Annotated in this window: 4 protein-coding genes; all 4 read left to right on the top strand. The window is 65.0% G+C overall.

Annotated elements, in window-relative coordinates:
• Window positions 1-81 precede the first annotated feature (81 nt).
• From AC1PLU_RS10885 to AC1PLU_RS10870, 4 genes are read left to right on the top strand one after another with little or no spacing between them, the layout of a single operon-like run.
• Window positions 82-8,616 (top strand): non-ribosomal peptide synthetase, encoded by an 8,535-nt coding sequence (locus AC1PLU_RS10885; protein ID WP_481108419.1) that lies wholly within the window; start codon window positions 82-84, stop codon window positions 8,614-8,616.
• On the top strand, window positions 8,603-25,099 hold the full coding sequence (locus AC1PLU_RS10880; RefSeq protein ID WP_481108418.1) for a non-ribosomal peptide synthetase: 16,497 nt from the start codon (window positions 8,603-8,605) through the stop codon (window positions 25,097-25,099). The genes AC1PLU_RS10885 and AC1PLU_RS10880 overlap by 14 nt, the downstream gene beginning before the upstream one ends.
• Complete coding sequence (locus AC1PLU_RS10875) at window positions 25,096-25,605, top strand: VOC family protein (RefSeq protein ID WP_176339976.1); 510 nt, start codon at window positions 25,096-25,098, stop codon at window positions 25,603-25,605. Before AC1PLU_RS10880 ends, AC1PLU_RS10875 begins: the two co-directional genes overlap by 4 nt.
• Window positions 25,602-26,951 carry an aminotransferase-like domain-containing protein gene (locus AC1PLU_RS10870; protein ID WP_481108417.1) on the top strand — a complete coding sequence of 450 codons (1,350 nt, stop codon included), beginning with the start codon at window positions 25,602-25,604 and terminating at the stop codon, window positions 26,949-26,951. The genes AC1PLU_RS10875 and AC1PLU_RS10870 overlap by 4 nt, the downstream gene beginning before the upstream one ends.

The raw sequence follows: 26,951 nt of genomic DNA, 5'->3' as shown, positions 1-26,951 counted from the left end.
TTGCCGCTGCTGCCAGCGAGCGAGCGCCGTCGCTTGCTACAGACATTCAATTGCAGCCACACGCGGTTTCCGCAACGTGGCATGGCAGTGTTGTTTGCCGAGCAGGCCGCGCGCGCGCCGCAGGCGACCGCGCTTGTGTGCGGCGAGACACAGTTGAGTTACGGCGAGTTGGATCTGCAGGCCAATCGTCTTGCCCATCATCTGTGCGCGCTTGGCGTTGGCCCGGATTGTCTGGTTGCGATCAGTGCGGCACGCAGCCCTGCGTTGGTGATCGGCTTGCTGGCGATCCTCAAGGCCGGAGGTGCGTATCTGCCGCTGGATGCCGATGCGCCTTCACAGCGCTTGAGTGCGTTGCTGGACGATGCGCGTCCATGTGCTGTGCTCGCCGATGCAGATGCGTTGCGTCGTTTGCCGCTGCCCGATACGTTGCCGGTGTGTCGGCTGGATCAGGTCAATCCCGCGTGGAGCGATTTCCCTGGCACCGCACCCGACGTGCCAGCGCTGCAGCCGCATCATCTGGCCTACGTGCTGTATACCTCCGGCTCCACCGGCGTGCCCAAGGGCGTGATGGTCGAGCAACGCAACGTCGTGCGCCTGGTGTGTGCGCCCGACTATGTTGATTGCGATGGCTCGCAGCGTTTCCTGCTTGCCGCGCCGCTGGCCTTCGATGCGTCCACGTTCGAGCTATGGGGGGCGTTGCTCAATGGCGCGCAGTTGGTGCTTGCCCCGCCCGGCGCGCTGGATCTGGATGCGATCTGTGCGCAGGTGCAGCAGCATCAAGCGACTACGTTATGGCTGACCGCTGGCTTGTTCGAGCTGCTTGATCCTGTGCAGCTGAGCCAGTTGCACAGCCTGCGTCAGCTATTGGCTGGCGGGGATGTGCTGTCGCGTGCCGCTGTCGAACGTGTCAACCAAGCCTTGCCGCACTGCCAGTTGATCAACGCGTACGGGCCGACCGAGGCGACCACCTTCAGTAGCTGTCATCGCTTCGACAAGGCAGCGGTGACTTCGGTACCGATTGGGCGCCCGATCGCCGGTACGCGGATCTATCTATTGGATGACCAGCGCGAGCTTGTGCCGATCGGTGTGCCTGGCGAGATCTACATCGGTGGCCCGGGTGTGGCCCGTGGTTATCTCAATCAGTCGTCATTGACCGCTGAGCGTTTTGGAGAAGATCCGTTTTTGCCAGGTGGCCGGCTGTATCGAAGCGGCGATCTGGCGCGGTGGCGCGAGGATGGCAGCCTGGACTTTCTGGGCCGTGTCGATCAGCAGCTGAAGGTGCGTGGTTTCCGTATCGAGCCTGGCGAGATCGAGGCGGCGTTACGCAGGTGCGCCGGGGTAGCCGACGCGGTGGTCGTTGCGCGACAGGAAGGTGCGGCGGATAAACAATTGGTGGCATATGTCATCGCTACATCGCAGCCAAGCGACAGCAATGGCAGCGACATCGACGCACTGGCTCCCGCCACCTTGCGCGCGGCGCTTGCCCAAAAACTGCCCGAGCACATGCTGCCGTCGGCATTTGTGCGGTTACAGCGGTTACCGCTGACTGCCAGCGGCAAACTAGATCGACGCGCCTTGCCGGCGCCGGATCGTGCTGCAGTCGCGGTAGCCGGCTATGTGCCGCCGCAAGGCGCAAACGAGTGTCTGCTGGCCGCAGTGTGGGCCGAGCTACTTGGGTTGCCGCAAGTTGGCCGGCACGATCATTTTTTTGCACTCGGCGGGCATTCGTTGCTGGCCATGCGCGTCTGTGGCCGGCTGCAGACCGCACTGATGCGGCAGGTGCCGATGGCGCTGCTGTTTGCGCATCCGGTGTTATGTGAACTAGCGATCGCATTACAGGGCAGTGCTGGCGATGCGCTAGGCGCAATCCCGCACCTACCGCGCGACCAGCCGTTGCCGCTGTCTTTCGCACAGCAGCGGCTGTGGTTCTTGGATCAACTGGAAGGCCCTAGCGCCACTTACATCATGCCGATGGGCCTGCGTCTGCGCGGTGCGCTGGATCGTGGTGCGCTGCGGGCGGCGCTGCATGCGATTGTTGCGCGGCATGAAGCCTTGCGCAGTTGCTTCAGGCAACGCCGCTTGCCGCAAGAAAACGGCGATATCGCAAACGCTCCGCTATCCGCCTGTCTGCTGCCCACGTCGTGTCTGGCCGAGCAGGTCCAAGCAGAGAGAGTTCATGGCGAACAGGTGCATGTCGAACTACTGCCGCCCGAACAAGCCTTGGTGCTGCACGAGCAACTGCTTACAGATCACGCACTCAACAATCACTTCGATCCAGACGCCGAACTACGATGCTGGATCGCGTATGAGGCAAGCACGCCGTTCCAGCTCGATCGCGATGCACCGATACGTTTCCGTCTGCTGCAGCTCTCACTCGATGAACACGCATTGCTGATCACCCAGCATCACAGTGCTTCGGACGGCTGGTCGGTGGGTGTGTTGTTGCATGAGCTGTCTGCGCTGTATGCAAGTTGCCTGCGCGGCCAGCCAGGCCCGTTGCCGTCGCTACCGATCCAGTATCCCGACTACGCCGCCTGGCAGCGTCAGTGGCTGGAGGGGCCGCGCCGGCAGCAGCAACTCGATTATTGGCAACGTCAGCTTGCAGGCGCGCCCAGCTTGCTCGATCTGCCGCTGGATCGCCCACGCCCGGCGCAGCAGGATTTCACCGGTGCCGAGGTCGCCATCCACTTCGATGCCGATCTCAGCCACGCGCTGGAGACTTTGGCGCGCCGCCATGGCTGCACCGTGTTCATGACCGTGCTGGCGGCATGGGGCGCGCTGTTGTCGCGTTTATGTCGCCAGGACTGCGTGCTGGTCGGCATCCCGGTTGCCGGGCGCACGCGCGCCGAGCTGGAGCCGCTGATCGGTTTCTTCGTCAACACGCTGGCGATCCGTTTCGATGCCCCCGCAAGCGTGAGTACTGCCGCGCTGTTGGCGCAGGTTCGCCAGCAAGTGCTCGATGCGCAGGCGCATCAGGAGGTGCCGTTCGAACAGGTGGTGCAGGCCGTACAACCCGTGCGCAGCAGTTCGCATACACCGTTGGTGCAGACGTTGTTGGCCTGGGAGCAGGACGCAGTGGCTGGCGTGGTTCCACACGTCTCTGGTGCAGATGCTAACCATCCAAAAATCGCGGACGATCCCTGGGACGCACTGGATCCGCAACGGCTGCAGATTCCCGCCAAGGCCGCCCGCTTCGATCTCACCTTGCAGTTGCGCAGTGGTGACGAGCCAGTGGGACAGCGACACAGCGGCAATCTCGCCGAATCCTGTGTCCAAGGCACGCTGAGCTATGCCACTGCCGTGTTCGATGCCGCGACTGCCAACCGCATCGTTGGCTATCTGCAAAGCTTGCTGCGCGCCATGGCTGCCGACAGCACCGTGCCACTGGACACCTTGGCATTACTGGATGCGCACGAACGCCAGCAGTTGTTGGTCGACTTCCAGCCGGCTGCTGTCATTTATCCCTGCACGTTGTTGCATGAGCTGATCGAGCAGCAAGTCCAGCGCACGCCGCACGCCATCGCGGTGGCCCAGGACCAACTGCAGTTGGACTATGCCGCGCTGGATGCGCAGGCCAATCAGCTTGCCCACCATCTGCGCCAACTCGGCGTTGGCCCTGATGTACGCGTGGCGATTTGCGCGCAGCGCAGCCCGATGTTGGTGGTCGGGCTGCTCGCGATTTTGAAAGCCGGCGGTGCCTATGTGCCGCTGGATCCCGAGTACCCGGCCCAGCGTTTGGCCGACATGCTCGCCGACAGCCAACCGCTCGCCCTGCTTGTCGATACGTATGCGTGCGAACACCTCCCGCTACTGGCTAGCGACGCGCTGCACCGCGTCTCGCTGCTTGATACCGAGCTAGCGGACAGCGTGCTGCTCTGCAAAGGACTGCCGAGCACATTGGCGGTTTATCAGCTGGATCAGCCCAATACGCCCTGGGACCACCAGCCCACCACTGCCCCGCACGTGCCAGCGCTAGAGCACGACCACCTGGCCTACGTCATCTACACCTCCGGCTCCACTGGCACGCCCAAGGGCGCGATGAACACCCATCGCGGCGTGGTCAATCGGCTGCTGTGGATGCAGGACACTTATGCGCTCACTCCAGACGATGTGGTGCTGCAAAAAACGCCGATCAGCTTCGATGTCTCGGTGTGGGAATTGTTTTGGCCGCTGTTGAGTGGCGCGCGTTTGCAGCTGGCGCGTCCTGGTGGACACAAGGATCCGGCTTACCTCGGCGCAACCATCGCCGAGGCTGCAGTGACAACGCTGCACTTCGTGCCTTCGATGCTCGACGCCTTTCTGGCAACCGACGCACCGCAACACTGCAGCGGACTCACCCGCGTGATTTGCAGCGGCGAAGCTTTGCCCGGGCAACTGATACAGCGCTTCCGCACCCAGCTACCCGGCGTGCAACTGCACAATCTTTATGGCCCGACCGAAGCTGCCATCGACGTCAGCTTCTGGGATTGCACTGCCAGCAACGATATCCCCGACAACACGCCGATCGGCACGCCGGTCGCCAACACGCAGCTCCATGTGCTCGATACGCATCTACAGCCAGCGCCAATCGGCGTGGCGGGAGAGCTACATATCGGCGGTGTGCAAGTTGCACGTGGCTATCTCGATCGCCCTGAGCTCACTGCCCAGCGTTTCATTCCCGATCCTTTCCGCCCCGCACCCGATGCGCAGCTCTACAAGACGGGTGACCTTGCGCGCTGGCGTGCCAATGGCGTCCTCGAATACCTCGGCCGCAACGACGATCAGGTCAAGATCCGTGGCCTGCGCATTGAACCTGGTGAGATCGCTGCAAGGCTCGCTACGCACTCCGATGTGCGCGATGCAATCGTGCTTGCACGCAAAGATCAATCCGGCCAGCTGCGCCTGATCGCTTACTACCTGGCCGCTAAGCTGCTGCCGATCGAAACACTGCGAAGCCATCTCGCCGCGCAACTCCCCGACTACATGGTGCCAGCGGCTTACGTGCACCTGGACGCGCTGCCACTGACGCCCAACGGCAAGCTCGATCGCCGCGCCCTGCCCGCGCCAACCGAAGACGCCTTGACGAAGCAAGACTTCGTGCCCCCACAAGGACCTATCGAATACACCATCGCAGCGCACTGGTGTGAGTTGCTCGGCGTACATCAGGTCGGTCGCGACGATCAGTTCTTCGCGCTCGGCGGACACTCGTTGCTGGCGATCCATCTGATCGAACGCTTGCGCGCCGATGGGTTGCACGCCGAAGTGCGCAACCTCTTCGCCAGCCCCACCCTGTCCGGTTTTGCCGCAAGCCTGCACAACACGACAACTGCCAACACCACGCTAGTCATCCCACCCAACCGCATCACCCCCAACCTAACCCAACTCACCCCGCAACACCTGCCGCTAGCCGACCTCACCCTGCAAGACATCGACCGCGTGCTGGAACAGGTTCCCGGCGGCCTCGCCAACGTGCAGGACATCTATGCACTCTCGCCGTTGCAGGACGGCCTGCTGTTCCATCACCTGCTTGCCACCGATGGCGATCCTTACCTGTTACGCCTGCGGCTGCGCTTTAACGATCGCACCGGATTGGACGCCTATCTGACCGCACTGCAAACCGTCATCGACCGCCACGACATCCTGCGCAGCGCGGTGCTGTGGGAAGGCCTGAGCGAACCGGTACAAGTGGTCTATCGCCGCGCAACGCTAGCGATCGACGCACTGGATTGCGGTAGCTTCGATCCACGACAACCGTTCGAAGAGCAACTAGCCACGTTCCCACAACTGCGCCAGTTGGATCTGCGTCGCGCACCGCTGCTGCACGCCAGTGTAGTTGCCGATCCTGATAACCAACGCTGGCACCTCTTACTACTGCAACACCATCTGATCGGCGACCACACCACGCTGGAAACCATCCAGTCCGAGATCCAGGCGCTGCAAGCCGGACGCGGCGCTGAACTCCCGCCGCCGCAACCGTTCCGCAACCTTGTGGCACAAGCGCGCCTGGGATTGCCGCAAGCCGCGCACGAAGCGTTTTTCCGCGAGCGCCTCGGCGATCTGGATACGCCGTGCGCACCATTCGGCCTGTTGCAGGCGGCCGATACCGCGCCCGGCGAACACACGATGGTGCTGGATGCTGCATTGGTGGCACGACTGCGCCAGGAGGCGCAACGATTGGGTGTCAGTCTTGCAAGCGTGTGCCATCTGGCCTGGGCATTGGTCGTGGCCCGCACCAGCGGCTGCACCGACGCGGTGTTCGGTAGCGTGCTGTTCGGCCGCATGGGGCAGACCGCAGCTGGAGCACTCGGACCGTTTATCAATACCCTGCCGCTACGCATCGCGCTGGCCGAGCCGATCGGCGCCGAAGCGGCCGTGCGCCGCACGCATGCCGATCTGGCCGCGTTACTGCGTCACGAACACGCCTCGCTGGCACTGGCGCAGCGTTGCAGCGCGGTGCCGGCACCGGCGCCGCTGTTCACCGCCTTGTTCAACTACCGGCACAATCGCGACGGCGGCGATGCTGCTCTGCGCGGTGGCGAGGAGCGCACGCACTATCCGATTCATCTGGCCGTGGAAGACGATGGGCATGGTCTGGCGCTGACCGCGCAAGTCTGTGCAGCGCTGAACCCGCAGCGGTTGTGCAGCTATCTGGCCACCGCTCTGAGCGGGCTGCTCGATGCGTTGGAGCATGCGCCGCAGACGCCGGTGCAGCGATTGCCAGTGTTGCCCGAAGAAGAGCAAACGCAGGTACTGGAAAGCTTCAATGCCAGCGTCACCGCGTTTGCCCCCGGCATCTGCCTGCATCAGCTGTTCGAAGCGCAGGTACGGCTCACGCCCGATGCCATCGCGCTGGAACTGGATGCGCGCTCGTTGAGTTACGCCCAGTTAGAGGCACAGGCCAACCAGTTGGCCCATCACCTGCGCAGTCTCGGCGTGGGTACGGAATGTCGCGTGGCGCTGTGTCTGCAGCGCAGTCCGGAGCTGGTGATCGGCCTGCTCGGCATCCTCAAGGCCGGCGCTGCCTATGTGCCATTGGATCCGGAGTATCCGAGCGAGCGACTGGCCTACATGCTGGCCGACAGCCAACCGCTGGCGGTGCTCTGCGATGGCTATGGCCTGGCAAGAATTCCGCAACTTCCCGAAGTCACTCACTGTCGTCTGGATGCACCAGACCTGCCGTGGAACGCGCAGCCCGCTAGCGCACCGCAGCTGCCCGACCTGCATCCAGACTGCCTGGCCTACGTGATCTACACCTCCGGCTCCACCGGTCAACCGAAGGGAGTGATGAACGCGCATCGCGGCGTGGTCAACCGGCTGCAGTGGCATCAAACCATGTTCCCGCTGGGGCCGCATGATCGGGCGCTGCAGAAGACGCCGTTCGGTTTCGATATCTCGCTATGGGAGATCTTCTCGCCGCTGCAGGCCGGCGCACGCCTGGTGCTTGCGCGCCCGCAGGGGCATCAGGATCCGCAGTATCTGGCCAGGTTGATCGAACAACGCGGCATCACCCAGGCGCACTTCGTGCCGTCGATGCTGCAGCTGTTTCTTGATCAGGCCGAACCGCCACGTTGCCCCAGCCTGCGTTGGCTGCTGTGTAGTGGCGAGGCGCTGAGCGATGCCTTGCAGCGGCGCTGTCTGCAGGCGCTGCCGCATGTTGAATTGCACAACCTCTATGGCCCCACCGAGGCGGCGATCGAAGTCAGTCATTGGCAGTGCGATCCGCAGCTGCACCCCGGGCTGGTGCCGATCGGCCGGCCGATCGCCAATACCCGCTTGTACGTGCTCGATACCCACGGCCAGCCGGTGCCGGTGGGCGTGCCCGGCGAGCTGCAGATCGGCGGCGTGCAGGTGGCGCGCGGGTACTGGAATCTGCCTGAGCTCAGTGCCGAGCGCTTCGTCGCCGACGATCATTTCGACGTACACCACGCACGCCGCTACAAAACCGGCGACCTGGCGCGTTGGCTGCCCGATGGCAACCTGCAGTACCTGGGACGCAACGATCATCAGGTCAAGATCCGCGGCTTGCGCGTTGAGCTGAGCGAGATCGAATCGCGTCTGCTCGCGGCCCCCGGGGTGCGTGAAGCGGTGGTGCTGGCACGCGAAGACAGCCCGGGCCTGACGCGGCTGGTGGCCTATCTCACCGCGCTGCCCGATGTCGATGCCGGGGCTTTACGGCCTGCCACGCTGCGTGCCGCACTCGACCGCGCATTGCCCGAGCACATGCTGCCGTCGGCCTGGGTGGTGCTCCCCAAGCTGCCGCTGACCGCCAACGGCAAGCTCGATCGCAAGGCCCTGCCGGCGCCGGAAGGCCAGGCGTTTGCGCTGCGCCCCTACAGCGCGCCGACTGGCCCCACCGAATGCCTGGTGGCCGCGCACTGGTGCCGGCTGCTGGGGCTGCCGCAGGTTGGGCGCGACGACGACTTCTTCGCGCTGGGCGGGCAATCGCTGCTGGCGGTGCGCTTGCTGGCGCAGTTGAGCGAACAGGCGCAGGTGCGGTTGCCGCTGTCGACGGTGTTCGAGTTCCCGACCCTGGCCGCATTCAGCCGCAGGCTCGCGCTGGCGCAGCTGCAACGCCTGGCGCCCGACGCCCTGGCGCAACTGAGTGCACTTACGGAGATGGATCATGTCGCACGATAGGTCCACCGCGCTGGACGCCCTGGACACCGACGCGCTGGAACGCTTGCTCGCGCTGGCGCAGCAACAGCACCTCGCCCCCGCACCGGTGCTGGACACCTTGGTGCCAACCGACCACAGCGGCCTGCTGCCGGCCTCGTTCGCGCAGCAGCGGCTGTGGTTTCTGGAGCAGTTGCACGGCTCCGGCACGAGTTACCTGATGTGCGCCGGGCTACGTCTGCAGGGCACGCTGGACCGCACCGCACTGATCGAAGCACTGCAGGCATTGCTGGCACGCCATGGACCACTGCGCAGCCGCTTTGTGCCCGACGGCGAGCAGGTGCGGATGCAATGGTTGCCGGCCGAGCAGGCACTGCAGCTCAACGAACACGATCTGTCCACGCTTGATGCTGCGCAGGCCGACGCAGCGCTGCAGCACTGGCTGGACCACGAAGCCAGTACGCCGTTCCAACTCGAACAAGGCCCACTGATTCGTTTCCGCCTGCTAAAGCTGGCAGACGATGCACATGTGCTGCTCAGCACGACACATCACAGCGCTTCCGATGCCTGGTCCGAAGCAGTGCTGCAGCGCGAACTGGCTGCGCTTTACAACGCCTTCCACGCACGCCGGCCGAACCCGCTACCGGCGCTTGCGATCGACTATGCCGACTACGCCGCCTGGCAAGGCCAGTGGCTTGGCGCGGGCGAAGGCAAACGCCAGGTCGACTACTGGCGCGCGCAGCTGGCCGACGCACCGACTCTGATCGACCTGCCAATGGATCGTCCGCGCCCGCCACTGGTCAACAGTGATGGCGGCGAACTCAGGTTTGCGTTCGACGCTGAGTTCAGCGATGCATTGGACGCGCTGTCGCGGCGGCATGGCTGCACGCGTTTCATGACCTTGCTGGCCGGCTGGGGCGCGCTGCTGGCGCGGCTGTGCCGGCAATCCAGCGTATTAATCGGCAGTCCGTTCGCCGGCCGTACGCGTGCGGCGCTGGAGCCGCTGGTGGGCTTTTTCGTCAACACCTTGCCGGTGCGCGTGGATGTGGACCTCACCACCGACACCGCCACGCTACTGGCCCAGGTTCGCCGCAATGTGCTGGCCGCGCAGGACCATCAGGAGCTGCCGTTCGAGCAGTTGGTCGAACACCTGCAACCCGTGCGCGATGCAAGCTACACCCCGCTGGTGCAGGTGATGTTTGCCTGGGAGGAATCGCACGCTGCGCCGGAACAAGGCGCGTGGGCAGCACTCCAACCGCAGCTACTGACACTGACCGAACGCAGCGCAAAATTCGATCTGACCCTGACCCTGGCGGCGACCCCGCAAGGGCTGTGCGGACGGCTCAGCTATGCCACCGCCTTGTTCGATGCATCGACGATCGCGCGGCTGGTGGGCTATTTCGAAGCGCTGCTGCGCGGCATGTTGGACGACGAGCGGCGCGCACTGGCAACGATCGAACTGCTGTCGCCCGCCGAGCGTCGACAGTTGCTGCACGATCGTAATCAGACCCAGATGACGGTACCGGCCGGCAGTGTGGTGCAGTGGTTCGCGGCACAAGCTGCAGCCACACCGGATGCACTTGCGTTGGTGCAAGGCGAGCAGCAGCTGAGCTACGCGCAGCTGCAAGCGCAGGCAACACAGCTCGCACGGCATCTGCGCAGGCTCGGCGTGATGCCGGATGCGCGTGTCGCGGTGTGTTTGCGGCGCAGCCCGCAGCAGGTCGTTGGCCTGCTGGCCAGCCTGCTGGCCGGAGCTGCGTATGTGCCGCTGGACCCGGAAGATCCAGGCGAGCGCCTGGCATTCCTGCTCGCCGATTGCCGGCCCAGCGTGTTGCTGGCAGACAGCGCCACGCTGTCGCATTTGATGCCGCCCATCGATCTGCCGATCTGCCGGATGAATGACGCCGCGCCTGCCTGGGCAGAGGCCTCGATGCTGGACGAAGCGCTCGCGCTTGCGCAGCCGCATCATCTGGCCTACGTGATCTACACCTCCGGCTCCACCGGCACACCGAAGGGCGTGATGGTGGAACATCGCGCGCTTGCGAATCTGGTGCACTGGCATCGGCAGAGCTTCGGCCTGACTGCAGGACAGCACACCGCCGCCACTGCGGCGATCGGCTTCGACGCCAATGCCTGGGAACTGTGGCCGGCCTTGTGCAGCGGCGCCACCTTGCACCTGCCGCCAGCGACCACCGCGCGCGACCCGCAGGCTTTGCTCGACTGGTGGCGGCAGCAGCCATTGCACAGCGGTTTTCTGGTCACGCCCATCGCCGAACTGGCGCTGGAACAAGGCGCGCTGCCTCCGTCATTGCAGCAACTGTTGATCGGTGGCGACCAATTGCGGCGGCTACCGCGGTTGCCGGCCGGCCTGCGCCTGAGCAACAACTACGGGCCCACCGAAACAACGGTCGTGGCCACCTCCGGCCTGCTGGCCGATGGCGATCACCCCGCCGACATCGGCCGGCCGATCGCCAATAGCCGCGTGTACCTACTCGACGCCTTCCAGCAGCTGGTGCCGCACGGCTGCGTCGGCGAGTTGTACATCGGCGGGCATGGTGTTGCGCGTGGTTATCTGCATCAGCAGGTGCTGAGCGCGGAACGGTTTATCGACGATCCGTTCGAGCCGGGCGAACGTTGTTACCGCAGCGGCGATCTGGCGCGCTGGCGGGCCGATGGCCGTCTGGAATTTCGCGGGCGCGCGGACGATCAGGTCAAGATCCGCGGCTTCCGCATCGAGCCCGGCGAGATCGCCGCGCGGCTCGGCGCCTGCCCTGGCGTGGCCGAAGCCGCAGTGATCGCCACCGGCAGCGGCGCGACAGAAAAACGCTTGGTCGCCTACATCACCGCGCAGCCCGATACTGACGCCGACGCGCTCGCACCGGCCGAGCTGCGCGCCGCACTGGCCGCGCAATTGCCCGACTACATGCTGCCGGCCGCGTACGTGCTGCTGGACGCGCTGCCGCTGACGGCCAACGGCAAGCTCGATCGCCGCGCCCTGCCCGCCCCCACCGACGACGCCCTGGCCGCGCGTGCGTTCGTCCCGCCACAGGGACCGACCGAATGCGCCATCGCCGCGCATTGGTGCGCATTGCTCGGTGTGCAGCAAGTAGGCCGCGACGATCAGTTCTTTGCGCTCGGCGGGCACTCGTTGCTGGCGATCCGCCTGGTAGAACGGCTGCGTGCCGACGGGCTGCATGCGCAGGTGCGGCACCTGTTTACCGCGCCCACCCTGGCCGGTTTCGCCGCCAGCCTGCAAGGCGACAACAGCGCCGCGCTGGTGGTGCCACCCAACCGCATCACTGCCGAGCTGACCCAGCTCACGCCGCAGCAGTTGCCACTTGCCGAGCTCACCCAGCAAGACATCGATCGCGTGCTCGAACACGTGCCCGGCGGCCTGGCCAACCTGCAGGATCTGTACGCGCTGTCGCCGCTGCAGGACGGCCTGCTGTTCCATCACCTGCTCGCGCCCGATGGCGATCCGTATCTGCTGCGCCTGCGCCTGCGCTTTGCCGATCGCGCCGGGCTGGATGCCTATCTGGCCGCACTGCAGCGCGTGATCGATCGCCACGACATCCTGCGCAGCGCAGTGCTGTGGGAAGGCCTGAGCGAACCGGTGCAGGCGGTCTATCGCCATGCGTCGTTGCCGGTCGAAGCGTTGGATTGCTCCAGCTTCGATTCACGGCAATCGTTCGAAGAACAGCTCGCCGCGCACCCGCAGCTGCGCCAGCTGGATCTGCGCCGTGCACCGCTACTGCATGCCAGCGTGGTCGCCGACCCGGATGGCCAACGCTGGCATCTGCTGTTGTTGCAACACCATCTGATCGGCGACCACACCACGTTGGAAACCATCCAGTCCGAAATCCAGGCGCTGCTGGCTGGGCGCGGCGATGAACTCCCGCCACCGCAACCGTTCCGCAATCTGGTCGCACAAGCGCGGTTGGGACTACCGCAAGCTGCGCACGAAGCGTTTTTCCGCGAACGGCTGGGTGATCTGGACAGCTCGTGCACGCCGTTCGGTCTGCTCGATGCCACCGGCGTGGTGAGCAGCTACGAACACGCGTTGCCGCCAGCGCTGAGCGCACGCCTGCGGCAACTTGCCAGCCAGCACGGCGTCAGTCTGGCCAGCCTGTGCCATCTCGCCTGGGGCCTGGTGGTGGCACGCAGCAGCGGTTGCGCCGAGCCGGTGTTCGGCACCGTGTTGTTCGGCCGCATGGACCAGGCCGATGCCAGCACTCTGGGCCTGTTCATCAACACCTTGCCGTTGCGTCTGCGGCTGCAGCAACACACTGGCGTGGCAGCGGCGCTGCAGCACACCCATGCCGAACTGAGCGCACTGCTGCGCCACGAACACGCCTCGCTCGCGCTGGCACAGCGCTGCAGTGCGGTGCCGGCTCCTGCGCCGCTGTTCACCGCGTTGCTCAACTATCGTCACAACGCCGGCTCCAACGCGGTGGCCGCGCCTCCGCAAGACGGCGCCTTGCTGAGCGCCGAGGAACGCACGCATTACCCGCTGGCGCTGTCGGTGGGAGACGATGGCCGCACGCTGGAGCTGAGCGCGCAAAGCGTCGCGCCGCTGGCGCCGGAGCGGCTGTGCGCCTTCATGGAATCTGCATTGCAGGCGCTGGCAGCTGCGCTGGAGCGATCGCCGGACACAGCGCTGACCCAGCTCGCTGTGCTGCCGCCAGACGAACGCCGGCAGCTGCTGCACACCTTCAACCAGACCGACGCGCCCTGCCCCGACGAAACCGCGCTGGCCGCACTGTTCGAGCGTCAGGCGCAGCGCAGCCCTGCCGCCATCGCGGTGGTCGATGGCGCGCGCCAGATCGATTACGCCACGCTGGATGCGCAGGCCACTGCGCTGGCCCGGCAGTTGCGCGCTGCCGGCGTCGGCCCCGGTGAGCTGGTGGCCATGTGGCTACCGCGCAGTGCGGAACTGGTGCTGGCGCAGTTGGCCATTCTGAAAGCCGGTGCCGCCTATGTGCCGCTGGATCCGGACGCGCCGTGGACACGCAGCGCCAGCATTCTCGACGACTGCGCAGCGCGACATCTGCTGCATGCTGCCGGACGCGCGCCGCAAGCCGCACTGGCGGCGACGCTGCAATTGCATGCGGTCGATCTTGATGCCGATGCCGCTGCGGTCACCAGCGTCTCACCACGTCCGGCAAGCGCCGCAGCACTGGCCTATGTGATGTACACCTCCGGCTCCAGCGGCCGGCCCAAAGGTGTGCAGATCACCCAACGTGCAGTGATCAACCTGGCTTGCAATCCGGCCTGCGGCAATTTCATCGAGCAGGACCGCGTCGCCTGGGTCGGCAATCCCGCTTTCGACATCAGCACGCTGGAAGTGTGGGCACCGCTGCTGCATGGCGCGCGCTTGGTGGTCGTCGATCACGCGCAGACCTTGCAGGCCGGCGCGCTGGCACAGCTGCTGCGTCGCGAAGCGGTCAGCGTGCTGCATCTCACCGCAGGCCTGTTTCAGCAGCATGCACGCGCGTTGGGCAATGTCATCGGGCAGCTACGCCTGTTGATGGTGGGCGGCGATGCAGTGGATTCGAGCGCCATCGATCACGTGCTGCGCCAGCACCCGCCCGGGCAGTTGCTGCATTGCTATGGCCCCACCGAGGCCACCACCTTCGCCACCACCTGCGTGCTGCGCCAACCGCTGGACGGGCAACGGCCACCGCTGGGACGGCCGATCGGCAATGCACGCATCTACCTGCTCGACGGCGAACTGCAGCCGGTGCCGATCGGTGTGCCGGGCGAGCTGTGCATCGGTGGCATCGGCGTGGCGCACGGTTATCTCAACCGGCCGCAGCTCACTGCCGAGCGCTTCCTTACAGACCCGTTCCATCCGGGCGGGCGAATCTACCGTAGCGGCGATCTGGGGCGTTGGCTGGCAGACGGCAGCCTGGAATTTCTCGGCCGTGGCGACCAGCAGGTCAAGATCCGCGGTTTCCGCGTCGAGCCGGGCGAGGTCGAAGCGGCGTCGCGCCAGTGCAGCGGTGTGGCAGAAGCGGCCGTGATCGCACGCGAAGATGGCCCGGCCGGCAACGGCAAGGTGCTGGTGGCTTATGTCACCGCAACGACGAACGCGAAAGACAGCGAGCTTGTTCCTGCAACGCTGCGCGCGGCGTTGGCAATGCGGCTGCCCGACTATCTGGTACCCGCCGCGTTCGTGCGTCTGCACAGCCTGCCGTTGACGCGCAACGGCAAGCTGGATCGCAACGCATTGCCGGCACCCGACAGCAATGCGTTCGCCACCCACGCCTATCGCGCGCCCGAAGGCGCCACCGAAGTCAGCCTGGCAGGCCTGTGGGCCGAGCTGTTGGGGCTGCCGCGCATTGGCCGCCACGACGACTTCTTCGCACTGGGTGGGCACTCGTTGCTGGCGATGCGCTTGAGTGCGCGGGTGCAGGCAAGCCTGGGTCGCCACATGCCGGTGGCGTTGCTGTTTGCGCATCCGGTGCTGCATGCGCTGGCGTGCGCTCTGGATGCCGGCACCGTACAGGCGCTGGCACCGATCCAAAGGCATGCACGCAACCAGCGGCTTCCCTTGTCCTTTGCCCAGCAGCGGCTGTGGTTTCTGGATCAGTTACAGGGGCCTGCTGCCACGTATCTGATGCCGCTGGGTCTTCGCCTGCACGGCGCACTGGATCGCGCCGCGCTGATCGCAGCACTGCAAATGTTGCTGGCCAGACACGAGGCGCTGCGCAGCTGTTTCGTGACCAGCGATGGCGACGCGCACGTCGTACTACTGGAGCCGGAACACGCGTTGGTGCTGACCGAGCACGCGTTGCACGACCTCGGCGCCGACGCCTCCGAAGCGGCCGTGCGGCAGTGGCTGAAACAGGAAGCCAAGACTCCGTTTCAGCTGGATCGGGAGGCGCCGATCCGCTTCCGTCTGCTGCAACTGAGCGCAACCGAGCATGTGCTGCTGATCACCCAGCACCATAGTTGCTCGGACGGCTGGTCGGTGGGCGTGCTGCTGCAGGAACTGTCCACGCTGTATGCCAGCTGCCGCCACGGCCAACCCGATCCATTGCCGCCGCTGCCGATCCAGTATCCGGACTACGCCGCCTGGCAGCGCGAGTGGTTGCAGGGGCCACGCCGCCAGCAGCAACTCGACTATTGGCAAGGCCAGCTCGCCGACGCACCGACGCTGCTCGATCTACCGCTGGACCGCCAGCGTCCATCGCAGCAGGACGGCATCGGCGCAGAAGTCCGCTTCGAACTGGATGCCGCGTTGACGCACGACCTTGAAGCATTGTCGCGCCGCAATGGCTGCACCTTGTTCATGACCTTGCTCGCGGCCTGGGGCGCATTGTTGTCGCGGCTGTGTCGCCAGGACTGCGTGCTGGTCGGGATCCCGGTGGCCGGGCGCACACGGGTGGAGCTGGAACCGCTGATCGGGTTCTTCGTCAACACGCTGGCGATCCGCTTCGACGCACCTGGCAGCCTCGACGCGACCGCATTGCTGGCACAGATCCGCCAGACCGTGCTGGACGCGCAGACGCATCAGGACCTGCCGTTCGAACAGGTGGTCGAAGCGCTGCGGCCGCCGCGCAGCACCGCGTATCCACCGCTGGTGCAGACGATTTTTTCTTGGGAAGACACGCTGGCAATGACCCGGTGGGATGGACTCACGATCGAGCCGATGCCGGTGGCCAACACCACCGGCAAGTTCGAGCTTGGTCTGACCGTGGGGGCAGCAGGCGATGGGTTGGTCGGCCAGCTCAACTACGCCACCGCGTTGTTCGATATGCGGAGTGCGCAACGTTTCGCCAGCCATTTTCAAGACGTACTGCGTGCGATGAGCGCGCAGCCGGCTGCCATCATGAGCCAGGCGCAACTGCTGAAAAGCAGTGAGCGCGATCGCTTGCTGCAAGCGTTCAACTGCAGCCACACGCAGTTTCCGCAACGTGGCATGGCAACGTTGTTCGCCGAGCAGGCCGCACGCGCGCCGCAAGCGACTGCGCTGGTGTGCGGCGATACACAGTTGAGTTACGGCGAGTTGGATCTGCAGGCCAATCGTCTGGCACATCATCTGCGTGCACTGGGCGTTGGCCCCGATTGTCTGGTTGCGATCAGCGCCGTGCGCAGCCCCGCGTTGGTGATCGGCTTGCTCGCCATTCTCAAAGCAGGCGGTGCTTATTTGCCGTTGGATGCTGAGGCACCGCCGCAGCGATTGCACGCGTTGCTGGACGATGCTCGCCCGGTGGCTGTGCTTGCAGATGCTCAGTCACTACATCGCTTGCCGCTGCCCGATGCGTTGCCTGTGTGTCAGCTGGATCAGGTCGATCCTGCCTGGGCCACGTTGCCCACCACTGCACCTGCTGTGCCTGAGCTACAGCCGCATCACCTGGCCTACGTGCTCTACACCTCCGGCTCTACCGGCACGCCCAAGGGCGTGATGGTCGAGCAACGCAATGTGGTGCGACTGGTGTGCGCGCCTGACTACGCCCACTGCGATGCCTCGCAGTGCTTCCTCCTCGCAGCACCGCTGGCTTTCGATGCTTCAACGTTCGAGCTGTGGGGTGCGCTGCTCAATGGTGCGCGATTGGTGCTCGCACCGCCCGGCCCGCTGAACCTGGACGTGATCTGTGCGCAGGTCCAACAGCATCAGGTCAGCACGTTGTGGCTGACCGCTGGGCTGTTCGAACTGCTTGGTCCTGCGCAACTGGCGCAGTTGCGTAGTCTGCGGCAGCTGTTGGCCGGCGGCGATGTGCTGTCGCGAGCGGCTGTCGAGCGTGTCAATCAAGCGTTGCCGCACTGCCAGTTGATCAACGCGTACGGGCCGACCGAGGCAACCACCTTCAGCACCTGTCATCGCTTTGCCAAGGCACCGGCAACTGCAGTGCCGATCGGGCGCCCGATCTCCAGCACGCGGATTTATCTATTGGACGATCAACGCCAATTGGTGCCGATCGGTGTGCCTGGCGAGCTCTACATCGGCGGGCCCGGCGTGGCACGCGGCTATCTCAATCAGCTGGCCCTCACGGAAGAACGCTTTAGCGAAGATCCGTTCGTGCCCGGTGGTCGGTTGTATCGAAGCGGCGATCTGGCGCGTTGGCGCGAGGACGGCAGCCTGGACTTCCTGGGCCGCTGCGATCAGCAGCTGAAAGTACGCGGCTTCCGCATCGAACCCGGCGAGATTGAAATGGCACTGCGCGGCTGCGCTGGAGTGGCCGACGCGGTGGTGATCGCGCGTCAGCAAGGCGCAGCCGACAAGCAGTTGGTGGCGTATGTCGTTGCAGCGACGAAGCCACAGGCGAGCAGTGACAACGGCATCGACGACGCGTTGGATCCGGCAACGCTGCGTGAGGCGCTAGCCAAGCACCTGCCCGAGCACATGCTGCCATCGGCGTTCGTGCGCTTGCAGTGCCTGCCACTCACCGCCAGCGGAAAAGTCGACCGTCGCGCGTTGCCTGCGCCGGATCGCGCTGCAGTCGCAGCGGCCGGCTATGCAACGCCACAAGGCCCTAATGAATATCTGCTGGCCGCGTTATGGAGTGAGCTACTCGGGCTGCCGCATGTTGGCCGGCATGATCACTTCTTCGAACTCGGCGGCCACTCGTTACTGGCCATGCGCGTGTGCGCCCGCCTGCAGACCGCGCTTGCACGGCACGTACCGGTAGCGCTGTTGTTTTCCCACCCGGTGCTATGCGACCTGGCGCTCGCGCTGCAAGACGCTGAGGAGGATGTCTCTACACCGATCCCACGCCTGCCGCGCGATCAGCCATTGCCGCTGTCCTTCGCCCAGCAGCGGCTGTGGTTTCTGGATCAGTTGGAAGGCCCCAGCGCGACGTACATCATGCCAATGGGTTTGCGTCTGCACGGCGCGTTGGATCGCGGTGCCCTGCGTGCGGCGCTGCATGCGCTGGTCGCACGGCATGAGGCGTTGCGCAGTTGTTTTCGGCAGAGCCGCGTACCGCACCAAAGCAGCGATATCGCCGATGCCACGCTACCCAGTAGTCTGGTTCCGGCGCCGCGTTCTGCCGAGCAAGCGCATGTCGAAAAGATGCGTAGCGAACAGGTGCATGTCGCGTTACTACCGCCCGAACACGCCTTGGTACTGCACGAGCACCTGCTCACTGACGGCACGCTCACAGATCACTCTGACGCAGACACCGCGCTGCAGCAGTGGATCGCGCATGAGGCCAACACGCCGTTCCAGCTCGATCGCGATGCCCCGATCCGTTTTCGTCTGCTGCAATTGTCGGCCGATGAACATGCGCTGCTGATCACTCAGCATCACAGCGCCTCGGATGGTTGGTCGGTCGGTGTGCTGCTGCACGAACTGGCAGTCCTGTACGTCAGTTGCCTAGGTGGCCTGCCAAACCCTTTACCACCGCTGCCGATCCAGTATCCCGACTACGCCGCCTGGCAGCGCCAGTGGCTGGAAGGAGCGCGCCGTCAGCAGCAAGTCGAGTACTGGCAACGCCAGCTCGCCGACGTACCCACCCTGCTTGATCTGCCGTTGGATCGTCCGCGTCCGCCCCAGCAGGATTTCAGCGGCGCTGAAGTTCCTGTTGCCTTCGACGCCGACCTTGGCCAGGCACTGGAAATGCTGGCGCGCCGCCATGGCTGCACGGTGTTTATGACCGTGCTGGCGGCATGGGGTGCGCTGTTGTCGCGATTGTGCCGGCAGGATTGCGTGCTGGTCGGCATCCCGGTCGCCGGGCGTACGCGCGCCGAGCTGGAGCCGCTGATCGGTTTCTTCGTCAACACGCTGGCGATCCGTTTCGACACCCCAGCAAGCTTGAGCACTGCTGCGCTGTTGGCGCATGTAAAACAGCACGTACTCGCTGCGCAGGCGCATCAGGATCTGCCATTTGAGCAGGTAGTCCAGGCCGTGCAGCCGGTACGCAGCAGTGCGCATACGCCGCTGGTGCAGACGCTGATGGCATGGGAGCAAGACGCGATTGCTGGCGTGTGGCCCAGTGCTGTCGACGAGCATGCCAATCATCCGGGAACCACGGACGAACCTGGTGAGTCGTCAGAGATGACAAACGACCCTTGGTTCGCGCTGAATCCGCAATCGCTGCAGATTTCGGCCAATGCCGCGCGTTTCGATCTCACCTTGCAATTGCACAGTGGCGGCACTTCAGTCCGGCGGCTCGCCGATGGCAGCCAGGGCGTCAGCATCCACGGCACGCTGAGTTATGCCACCGCAGTCTTCGACGCCGCCACTGCCACCCGCATCGTCGGCTATCTGCACGCTCTCCTGCGCGCCATGGTCGCCGACAGTGACGCGCCACTGGACACCGTCGCATTGCTCGATCCACGCGAGCGCCACCAACTGCTGGTCGAGTTCCAGCCCGCGCCGGTGGTCTACCCCGCCATGCTCTTGCACGAGGTGATCGCACAGCAGGTGCAGCGCACTCCACATGCCATTGCCGTCGCGCAAGACGACCAGCAACTTGACTACGCCGCGCTCGAAGCACAGGCCAATCAGCTGGCTCACCATCTGCGCCAACTGGGCGTCGGCCCCGATGTCTGCGTGGCGATCTGCGCGCAGCGCAGCACGGCGCTGGTGGTCGGCTTGCTCGCCATCCTGAAGACCGGTGGCGCCTACGTCCCGCTGGATCCAGATTATCCCGCCCAGCGCCTGGCCGACATGCTCGCCGACAGCCAACCGCTTGCCCTGCTCGTCGATGCCCATGCGTGCGATCACGTGTCGCTGTTTGCTACCGATGCACCCGGCAGCGTGTCGCTGCTAAATACAAATGCAGCAGAGCGCCTGCCACCACTCGATACCAATGCACTGGACAGCATGCAGCGCCTGGCAGGGCTGCCCATCTGCGTTCTGGACCACGCCAGCCCACCGTGGGCAACGTTGCCCACCACCGCCCCGCATATCCCCGAATTACAACCGCATCACCTGGCCTACGTGATCTACACTTCCGGCTCCACCGGCACGCCCAAGGGTGCGATGAACACCCATCGCGGTGTGGTCAATCGGCTGCTGTGGATGCAGGAGGCCTATGCGCTCACCCCAGACGATGTGGTGCTGCAAAAAACGCCGATCAGCTTCGATGTCTCGGTGTGGGAATTGTTTTGGCCGCTGTTGAGTGGCGCGCGTTTGCAGCTGGCGCGTCCTGGTGGACACAAGGATCCGGCTTACCTCGGCGCAACCATCGCTCAAGCCAACGTAACCACAGTGCATTTCGTGCCTTCGATGTTGGACGCTTTTCTGGCGACCGACGCACCGCAGCAGTGCAGCGGACTCACCCGCGTGATTTGCAGCGGCGAAGCTTTGCCCGGGCAACTGGTACAGCGCTTCCGCACCCAGCTACCCGGCGTGCAACTGCATAATCTTTATGGCCCGACCGAAGCCGCCATCGACGTCAGCTTCTGGGATTGCAACGCTAATCCCGATATCCCCGACAACACACCGATCGGCACCCCAGTCGCCAACACGCAGCTCTATGTGCTCGATACGCATCTGCAGCTAGTGCCAATCGGTGTGGCGGGAGAGCTGCATATCGGCGGTGTGCAAGTCGCACGTGGCTATCTCGATCGCCCTGAGCTCACCGCCCAGCGTTTCATTCCCGATCCTTTCCGCCCCGCACCCGATGCGCAGCTCTACAAGACTGGTGATCTGGCACGATGGCGCAGCGATGGCGTCCTCGAATACCTTGGCCGCAACGACGATCAGGTCAAGATCCGCGGGCTGCGTATCGAACCAGGCGAAATCGCTGCACGACTGGCAACCCATCCGCAGGTACGTGATGCAGTGCTGCTGGCCCGCACCGATCAACCCGGACAACTCCGCTTGGTGGCCTATTACCTCGCCACCACGGCGCTACCAATCGAAACGCTGCGCACCCATCTCGCCGCGCAACTCCCCGACTACATGGTGCCAGCCGCTTACGTGCACCTGGAGGTGCTGCCACTGACGCCCAACGGCAAGCTCGATCGCCGCGCCCTGCCCGCGCCAACCGAAAACGCCTTGACTAAGCAAGACTTCGTGCTCCCACAAGGACCTATCGAATGCACCATCGCAGCACACTGGTGTGAGTTGCTCGGCGTACATCAGGTCGGTCGCGACGATCAGTTCTTCGCTCTAGGCGGACACTCGTTGCTGGCGATCCACCTGATCGAACGCTTGCGCGCCGATGGGCTACATGCCGAAGTCCGTAACCTCTTCGCCTCCCCCACCTTGGCCGGCTTTGCCGCCAGTCTGCGCAGCAACACAGAAACCAGCAGTGCGCCGACGGTCCCACCCAACCGCATCACACCCGACCTAACCCAACTCGCCCCGCAACACCTGCCGCTAGCCGACCTCACCCAACAAGACATCGACCGCGTGCTGGAACAGGCTCCCGGCGGCCTCGCCAACGTCCAGGACATCTACGCACTCTCGCCATTCCAGCATGGCCTGCTGTTCCACCATCTGCTCGCCAGCACAGGCGATCCCTACATCCTCAGCGCGCAATGGGCCTTCGCCGATCGCCCAGCAGCGCAGCGTTATCTGGCTGCACTGCAGGCCGTGATCGACCGCCACGATATCCTGCGCAGCGCGGTGTTGTGGGAGGGCATGAGCGAGCCGGTGCAAGTGGTTCTGCGGCATGCGCCACTGCAGGTGAACGTGTTGGACCCTGCCGCCCTGGAACCCAACGATCAGACAAGCGCACAGCTGGACGACCTCATCACCCCGCTGCGCCATCGCCTGGACCTGCGTCAGGCACCGCTGATGCACGCCACCTTGGTACAGGACGCCCACGCGCAACGCTGGTTACTTGCGCTGCGCTGGCACCACATGGTCGGCGACCACGCCACGCTGGATCTGCTGATGGACGAGATCCAGCAGCATCTGGACGAGCAAGCGCCGCAGCTGCCGCCGCCCTCGCCGTTTCGCGCGTTGGTGGCGCATACCCGCCAACCCGAAGCGGCCGTGCAGCAACGACATTTCTTCCGTCGCCTGCTCGGCGATGTGCACACCGCCACCGCGCCGTTCGGCCTGGTCGGCCTGCATCCGGATGGCGCGCCGGTTCAAGAACATCACCTGCCACTGGATCCGGCGCTGAGCGAACGCCTGCGCACCCAGGCCAAGGCCGCCGGGGCGAGCCTGGCCAGCCTGTGCCATCTGGCCTGGGGCCTGGTGGTGGCGCGCGCCGCCGGTGCCGACGATGCCGTGTTCGGCACCGTCTTGCTGGGGCGCATGGGTCAGGCCGACGCGCAGTTGATGGGCCCATGCATCAACGTGCTGCCAGTGCGCGTGCGCAGCAACAGCGACGGTGCACGCACAGCACTGCAGCAACTGCACGCACAGCTGGCCGAACTGCTGCTGCACGAACATGCCTCTCTCAGCATGGTGCAACGCTGCAGCGGTGTGCCTGCCCCCGCACCGTTGTTCAACAGCTTGATCAACTACCGCCACCAGTCACCGGCACGTGCACAGCACACGCTCGGTGGCGCGCAACTGCTGCATGCGCGCGAACGCAGTCCATTGCCGTTGGTGATCTCGGTGGAGGATTTCGGCACTGCATTGGGCCTCACCGCGCAGGCCTTGCCCGAGATCGGCGCAGCCCGCGTGTGCCGCTTCATGCAGAGCGCGTTGCTGCAGCTGGTACAGGCACTGGAACAGGCTCCCGACACCCCATTGCATGACATCGACTTATTGCCTGCAGAAGAAGCCGCGCGGCTTCGCAACCGCGGCAGCACCGCACGGCCAATCGGCGAACATGCTCTGCACCGGTGGTTCGAAATCCAGGCGCAACGCATTCCCGAGACCCTTGCAGTGGAATGCGGCGAACAGCGGCTGAGCTATGCCGAACTCGATCTGCAGGCCAACCGCCTCGCGCACTATCTGCACACCGCGGGTGTGGCGCCGGAGCGATTGGTTGCGGTCATCGCCACACCTGGCCCGCGGGCGATGACGGCGATTCTGGCCACACTCAAGGCCGGCGGCGCCTATCTGGCGCTCGACCCACGCCTGCCCACGGCGCGACTGATGCAACTGCTCGCCGACAGTGCACCGCTGCTGGTGCTGGCTGACAGCGCGGGCGTGCAGCAACTGGGCGCGGCGCATGACCTGAAGGTCTGCGCGCTGGACGATCCCGCGCCAGCCTGGAAGAACCTGGCAACCACAGCGCCAGCGCTACCTGACCTGAGTCCGCACCATCTGGCCTACGTCGTCTATACCTCCGGCTCCAGCGGTGCGCCGAAAGCAGTGCTGGTCGAACATCACAGCACCGCCAACTTGGTTGCCGCGCAGCTGGCAGCCTTCGGCGCAGGGCCCGGCGACCGCGTTGCACAGCTGGCACCTCACGGCGTGGATGCGCACGTGTTCGAGTGGTTGCTCGCACTTGCCAGCGGCACCAGCCTGCATGTGCCACCGGCCACACAGGCGCGCAGCGGCGAGTCGCTGCATCAATGGCTCGCGCAATCGCAGATCACCCACGCAGTGCTGCCGCCGGCCGTGCTGCAGTCGCTGCCGCACGCACCGCTGCCACGCCTGCAGACCCTGATCGCGGCTGGCGACGTCCTGCCCGCCGCACTGGCACGACAGTGGGCACCGGGCCGCCGCCTGTTCAACGCCTATGGCCCCAGCGAAGCCACCGTATGGAGCACGCTGCACGTGTGCGGCGAAGACGAACACGCGCCGCCAGCGATCGGCCTGCCCATCGCCAATACCCGCATCTATCTGCTCGATGCCGCTGGTCGTCTGGTGCCGGATGGCGCACCCGGCGAGATCTGCATCGCCGGCCGCACTGTCGCACGCGGCTATCTCGGGCACGCGGCATTGAACACGGCTGCGTTTGTGGCTGATCCGTTCAATGCCGGCGAACGCATGTACCGCAGCGGCGACCTGGCACGTTGGCGCAGTGATGGGACGCTGGAATTCCTCGGCCGGCGCGACCGGCAACTCAAGCTCCGCGGCTACCGGGTCGAACCCGGCGAGATCGAGGCCGCATTGCGCGAAGCCTGCACCGAGCTGGCCGAGGTCTTGGTCACGCTACACAACACCGATCAAGCCGAGCCAGTGTTGGTGGCGTATCTGGTCGCACACCCCGAGGCAGATCGGCAGTCGCTGTCTGCGGCAGCACTGCGCGCCAGGCTGGCGGTCCGCCTGCCCGCCCACATGGTGCCAGCGGCCTATGTGCAGTTGGATGCACTGCCATTGAGCGTCAATGGCAAGCACAACCTGCGTGCCTTACCCGCGCCACAAGCAGCCGACCGCGCCATCGCCGCCTTCAGCGCACCGCGCGGCGCGACCGAGACCCGGATCGCCACGCTCTGGACCGAGCTGCTGGCGCTGCCGCAGGTCGGCCGCGACGACGCGTTCTTCGCCATCGGCGGCGATTCAATGCGCGCCATTGCATTTCTTCAGCAAGCATCACGACTGGGGCTGGCGCTCACCCTGCGCCAGCTCTACCGGGCCCCCACCCCGGCCGGTCTGGCCGCGCTGTTGCAGACCGACACCAACGCAAACGCGACCCACGTCGGCAGCCCAGCCGACCTTCCCCCTGCCCCATCGCAAGACGTCCGGAGTTCCCCATGACCGCCTCGCCACTGCAACACACCGATCCGACCCCGCGCTATCACAGCATCGACCACATCGCGCTCGCCGTGCAGGACCTGGAAGCAGCGGTCGACTTCTTTCAGCACCGCCTGGGCTTCGAGCTGATGGGACGCCGGCAGATCGCCGGCAAGCACACCGGCATGGTCTCGGCGGAGATGCGCCAGGGCGAGATCACCTTCGTGCTGTGCCAGGGCACCGAGCCGGAATCGCAGGTGTCGCGGCTGATCGAGCATCACGGCGTTGGCGTGGCCCACATCGCGTTGCGCGTGGACGATGTACACGCCACCACCGGCCAGCTGCGCGAGCGCGGGCTCGGTTTCGACACCAGCGTGATCGAAGGAAGTGGCTTGAAACAGGCCTTTTCCAGCCGCGACAGCGTGACCGGCCTGTGCTTCGAACTGATCGAACGCCATGGCGAAAGCGGATTCCAGGACGCCTCGGTCAACGAACTGTTCGCCCAACTCGAACGCAGCGGTGCGTATTGAGCGCCGCGCCTGCGATGCAGCTGCCACCGCCGCCTAGCACCGCAACCGCAGGCGATCGCCTGGAGGTGATGAACTTCCTCAACGAGGTCTCCGCGCGCTATCCGCAGGCGATCTCGTTCGCCTCCGGCCGCCCCAGCGATAGCGGCTTCGACCTGCAGGCCTGGCTGCACACGCTGCCGCGCTTTGCCAGCTATTTTGCCCAGCGCCACGGCCTTGCACCGCAACGCGCACTGGAGTTGATCGCCCAGTACGGACGCACCCAGGGCATTCTCGACGAACTGATCGCCGCACAGCTGCGGCATGACGAACAGGTACTAGCCACGCCCGAGCGCATCATCGTCACCGCCGGTTGCCAGGAGGCCTTGTTGTTGTGCGTGACCGAACTGTGCCAAACCAAGGGCGATGTGATTCTGGCGCGCAATCCCAGCTACATCGGCATCACCGGCGTAGCCGACACGCACGGTATCGAGATCGTCGCTTTCAATCAGCACGCATGCAGCGACGCACACACCGATGCCAGCGCGTTACAGCACACGCTGCAGCAACTGCAGGCGGCCGGCAAGCGCGCACGCGTGCTCTATCTGGTGCCGGATTTCGACAACCCCACCGGCACGCTGCTATCGCGTGAGGCACGCGAGGCCATCCTGGAGGTGTGTGCCGAACACGGCATCGTGATTTTGGAAGACAACCCGTACGGCATGTTCGGGTTCGAAGCCGAGCGGGTCGCGCCAATGGCGGCACTGGATCGGCACGGCTGCGTGATCTATCTGGGCACTTATTCCAAGACCTTGTGCCCGGCGTTGCGAGTGGGCTTTGCAGTGCTGCCTGCACAGTTGTTCGGCGATGCCGACGCCGCGACTGCATTGAAAGAGCGGTTATTGCGTCGCAAGAGTTTCTGCAGCTTGAACACCAGCCAGATCGGCCAGGCCATCGTCGGCGGCGTACTGCTCGAACATGGCGGCAGCCTGCAACGCCTGATTGCCGCGCCGCGTGCGCTGTATCGGCACAACCGCGATCGCATGCTCGATTGCCTGCAGCACGAACTCGGCCAGTGCGCACCACAGGTGCGCTGGAATACGCCGGCCGGCGGTTTCTTTCTGGTGGTGACGTTGCCGTTCGCCTTCACTGCCGAGGACGCGGAAATCTGCGCGCGGCAGTACGGCGTGCTGGTGATGCCGCTATCGTTCTTCGCTATCGATGGCGGTTGCAGCATGCAAGTGCGGTTGGCCTACAGCAACGTCGCAAGCCAGGACATCGCGCACGGCATCGCGCAATTCGCCGCGTTCGTTCGCACGCGTCTGGAGAAGGGCGCGGTGACTGCCGCATCAATCGAACTTCGTGCATGA

The sequence above is a fragment of the Xanthomonas sp. NCPPB 2933 genome (assembly GCF_056725225.1).
This window is presented reverse-complemented; position numbering and strand designations above follow the sequence as displayed.

Bases quoted from the DNA above. Each gene is read 5' to 3' on its own strand.
- AC1PLU_RS10875 (WP_176339976.1), top strand. From the start codon at position 25,096: ATGACCGCCTCGCCACTGCAACACACCGATCCGACCCCGCGCTATCAC.
- AC1PLU_RS10885 (WP_481108419.1), top strand. From the start codon at position 82: ATGGCAGTGTTGTTTGCCGAGCAGGCCGCGCGCGCGCCGCAGGCGACC.
- AC1PLU_RS10880 (WP_481108418.1), top strand. From the start codon at position 8,603: ATGTCGCACGATAGGTCCACCGCGCTGGACGCCCTGGACACCGACGCG.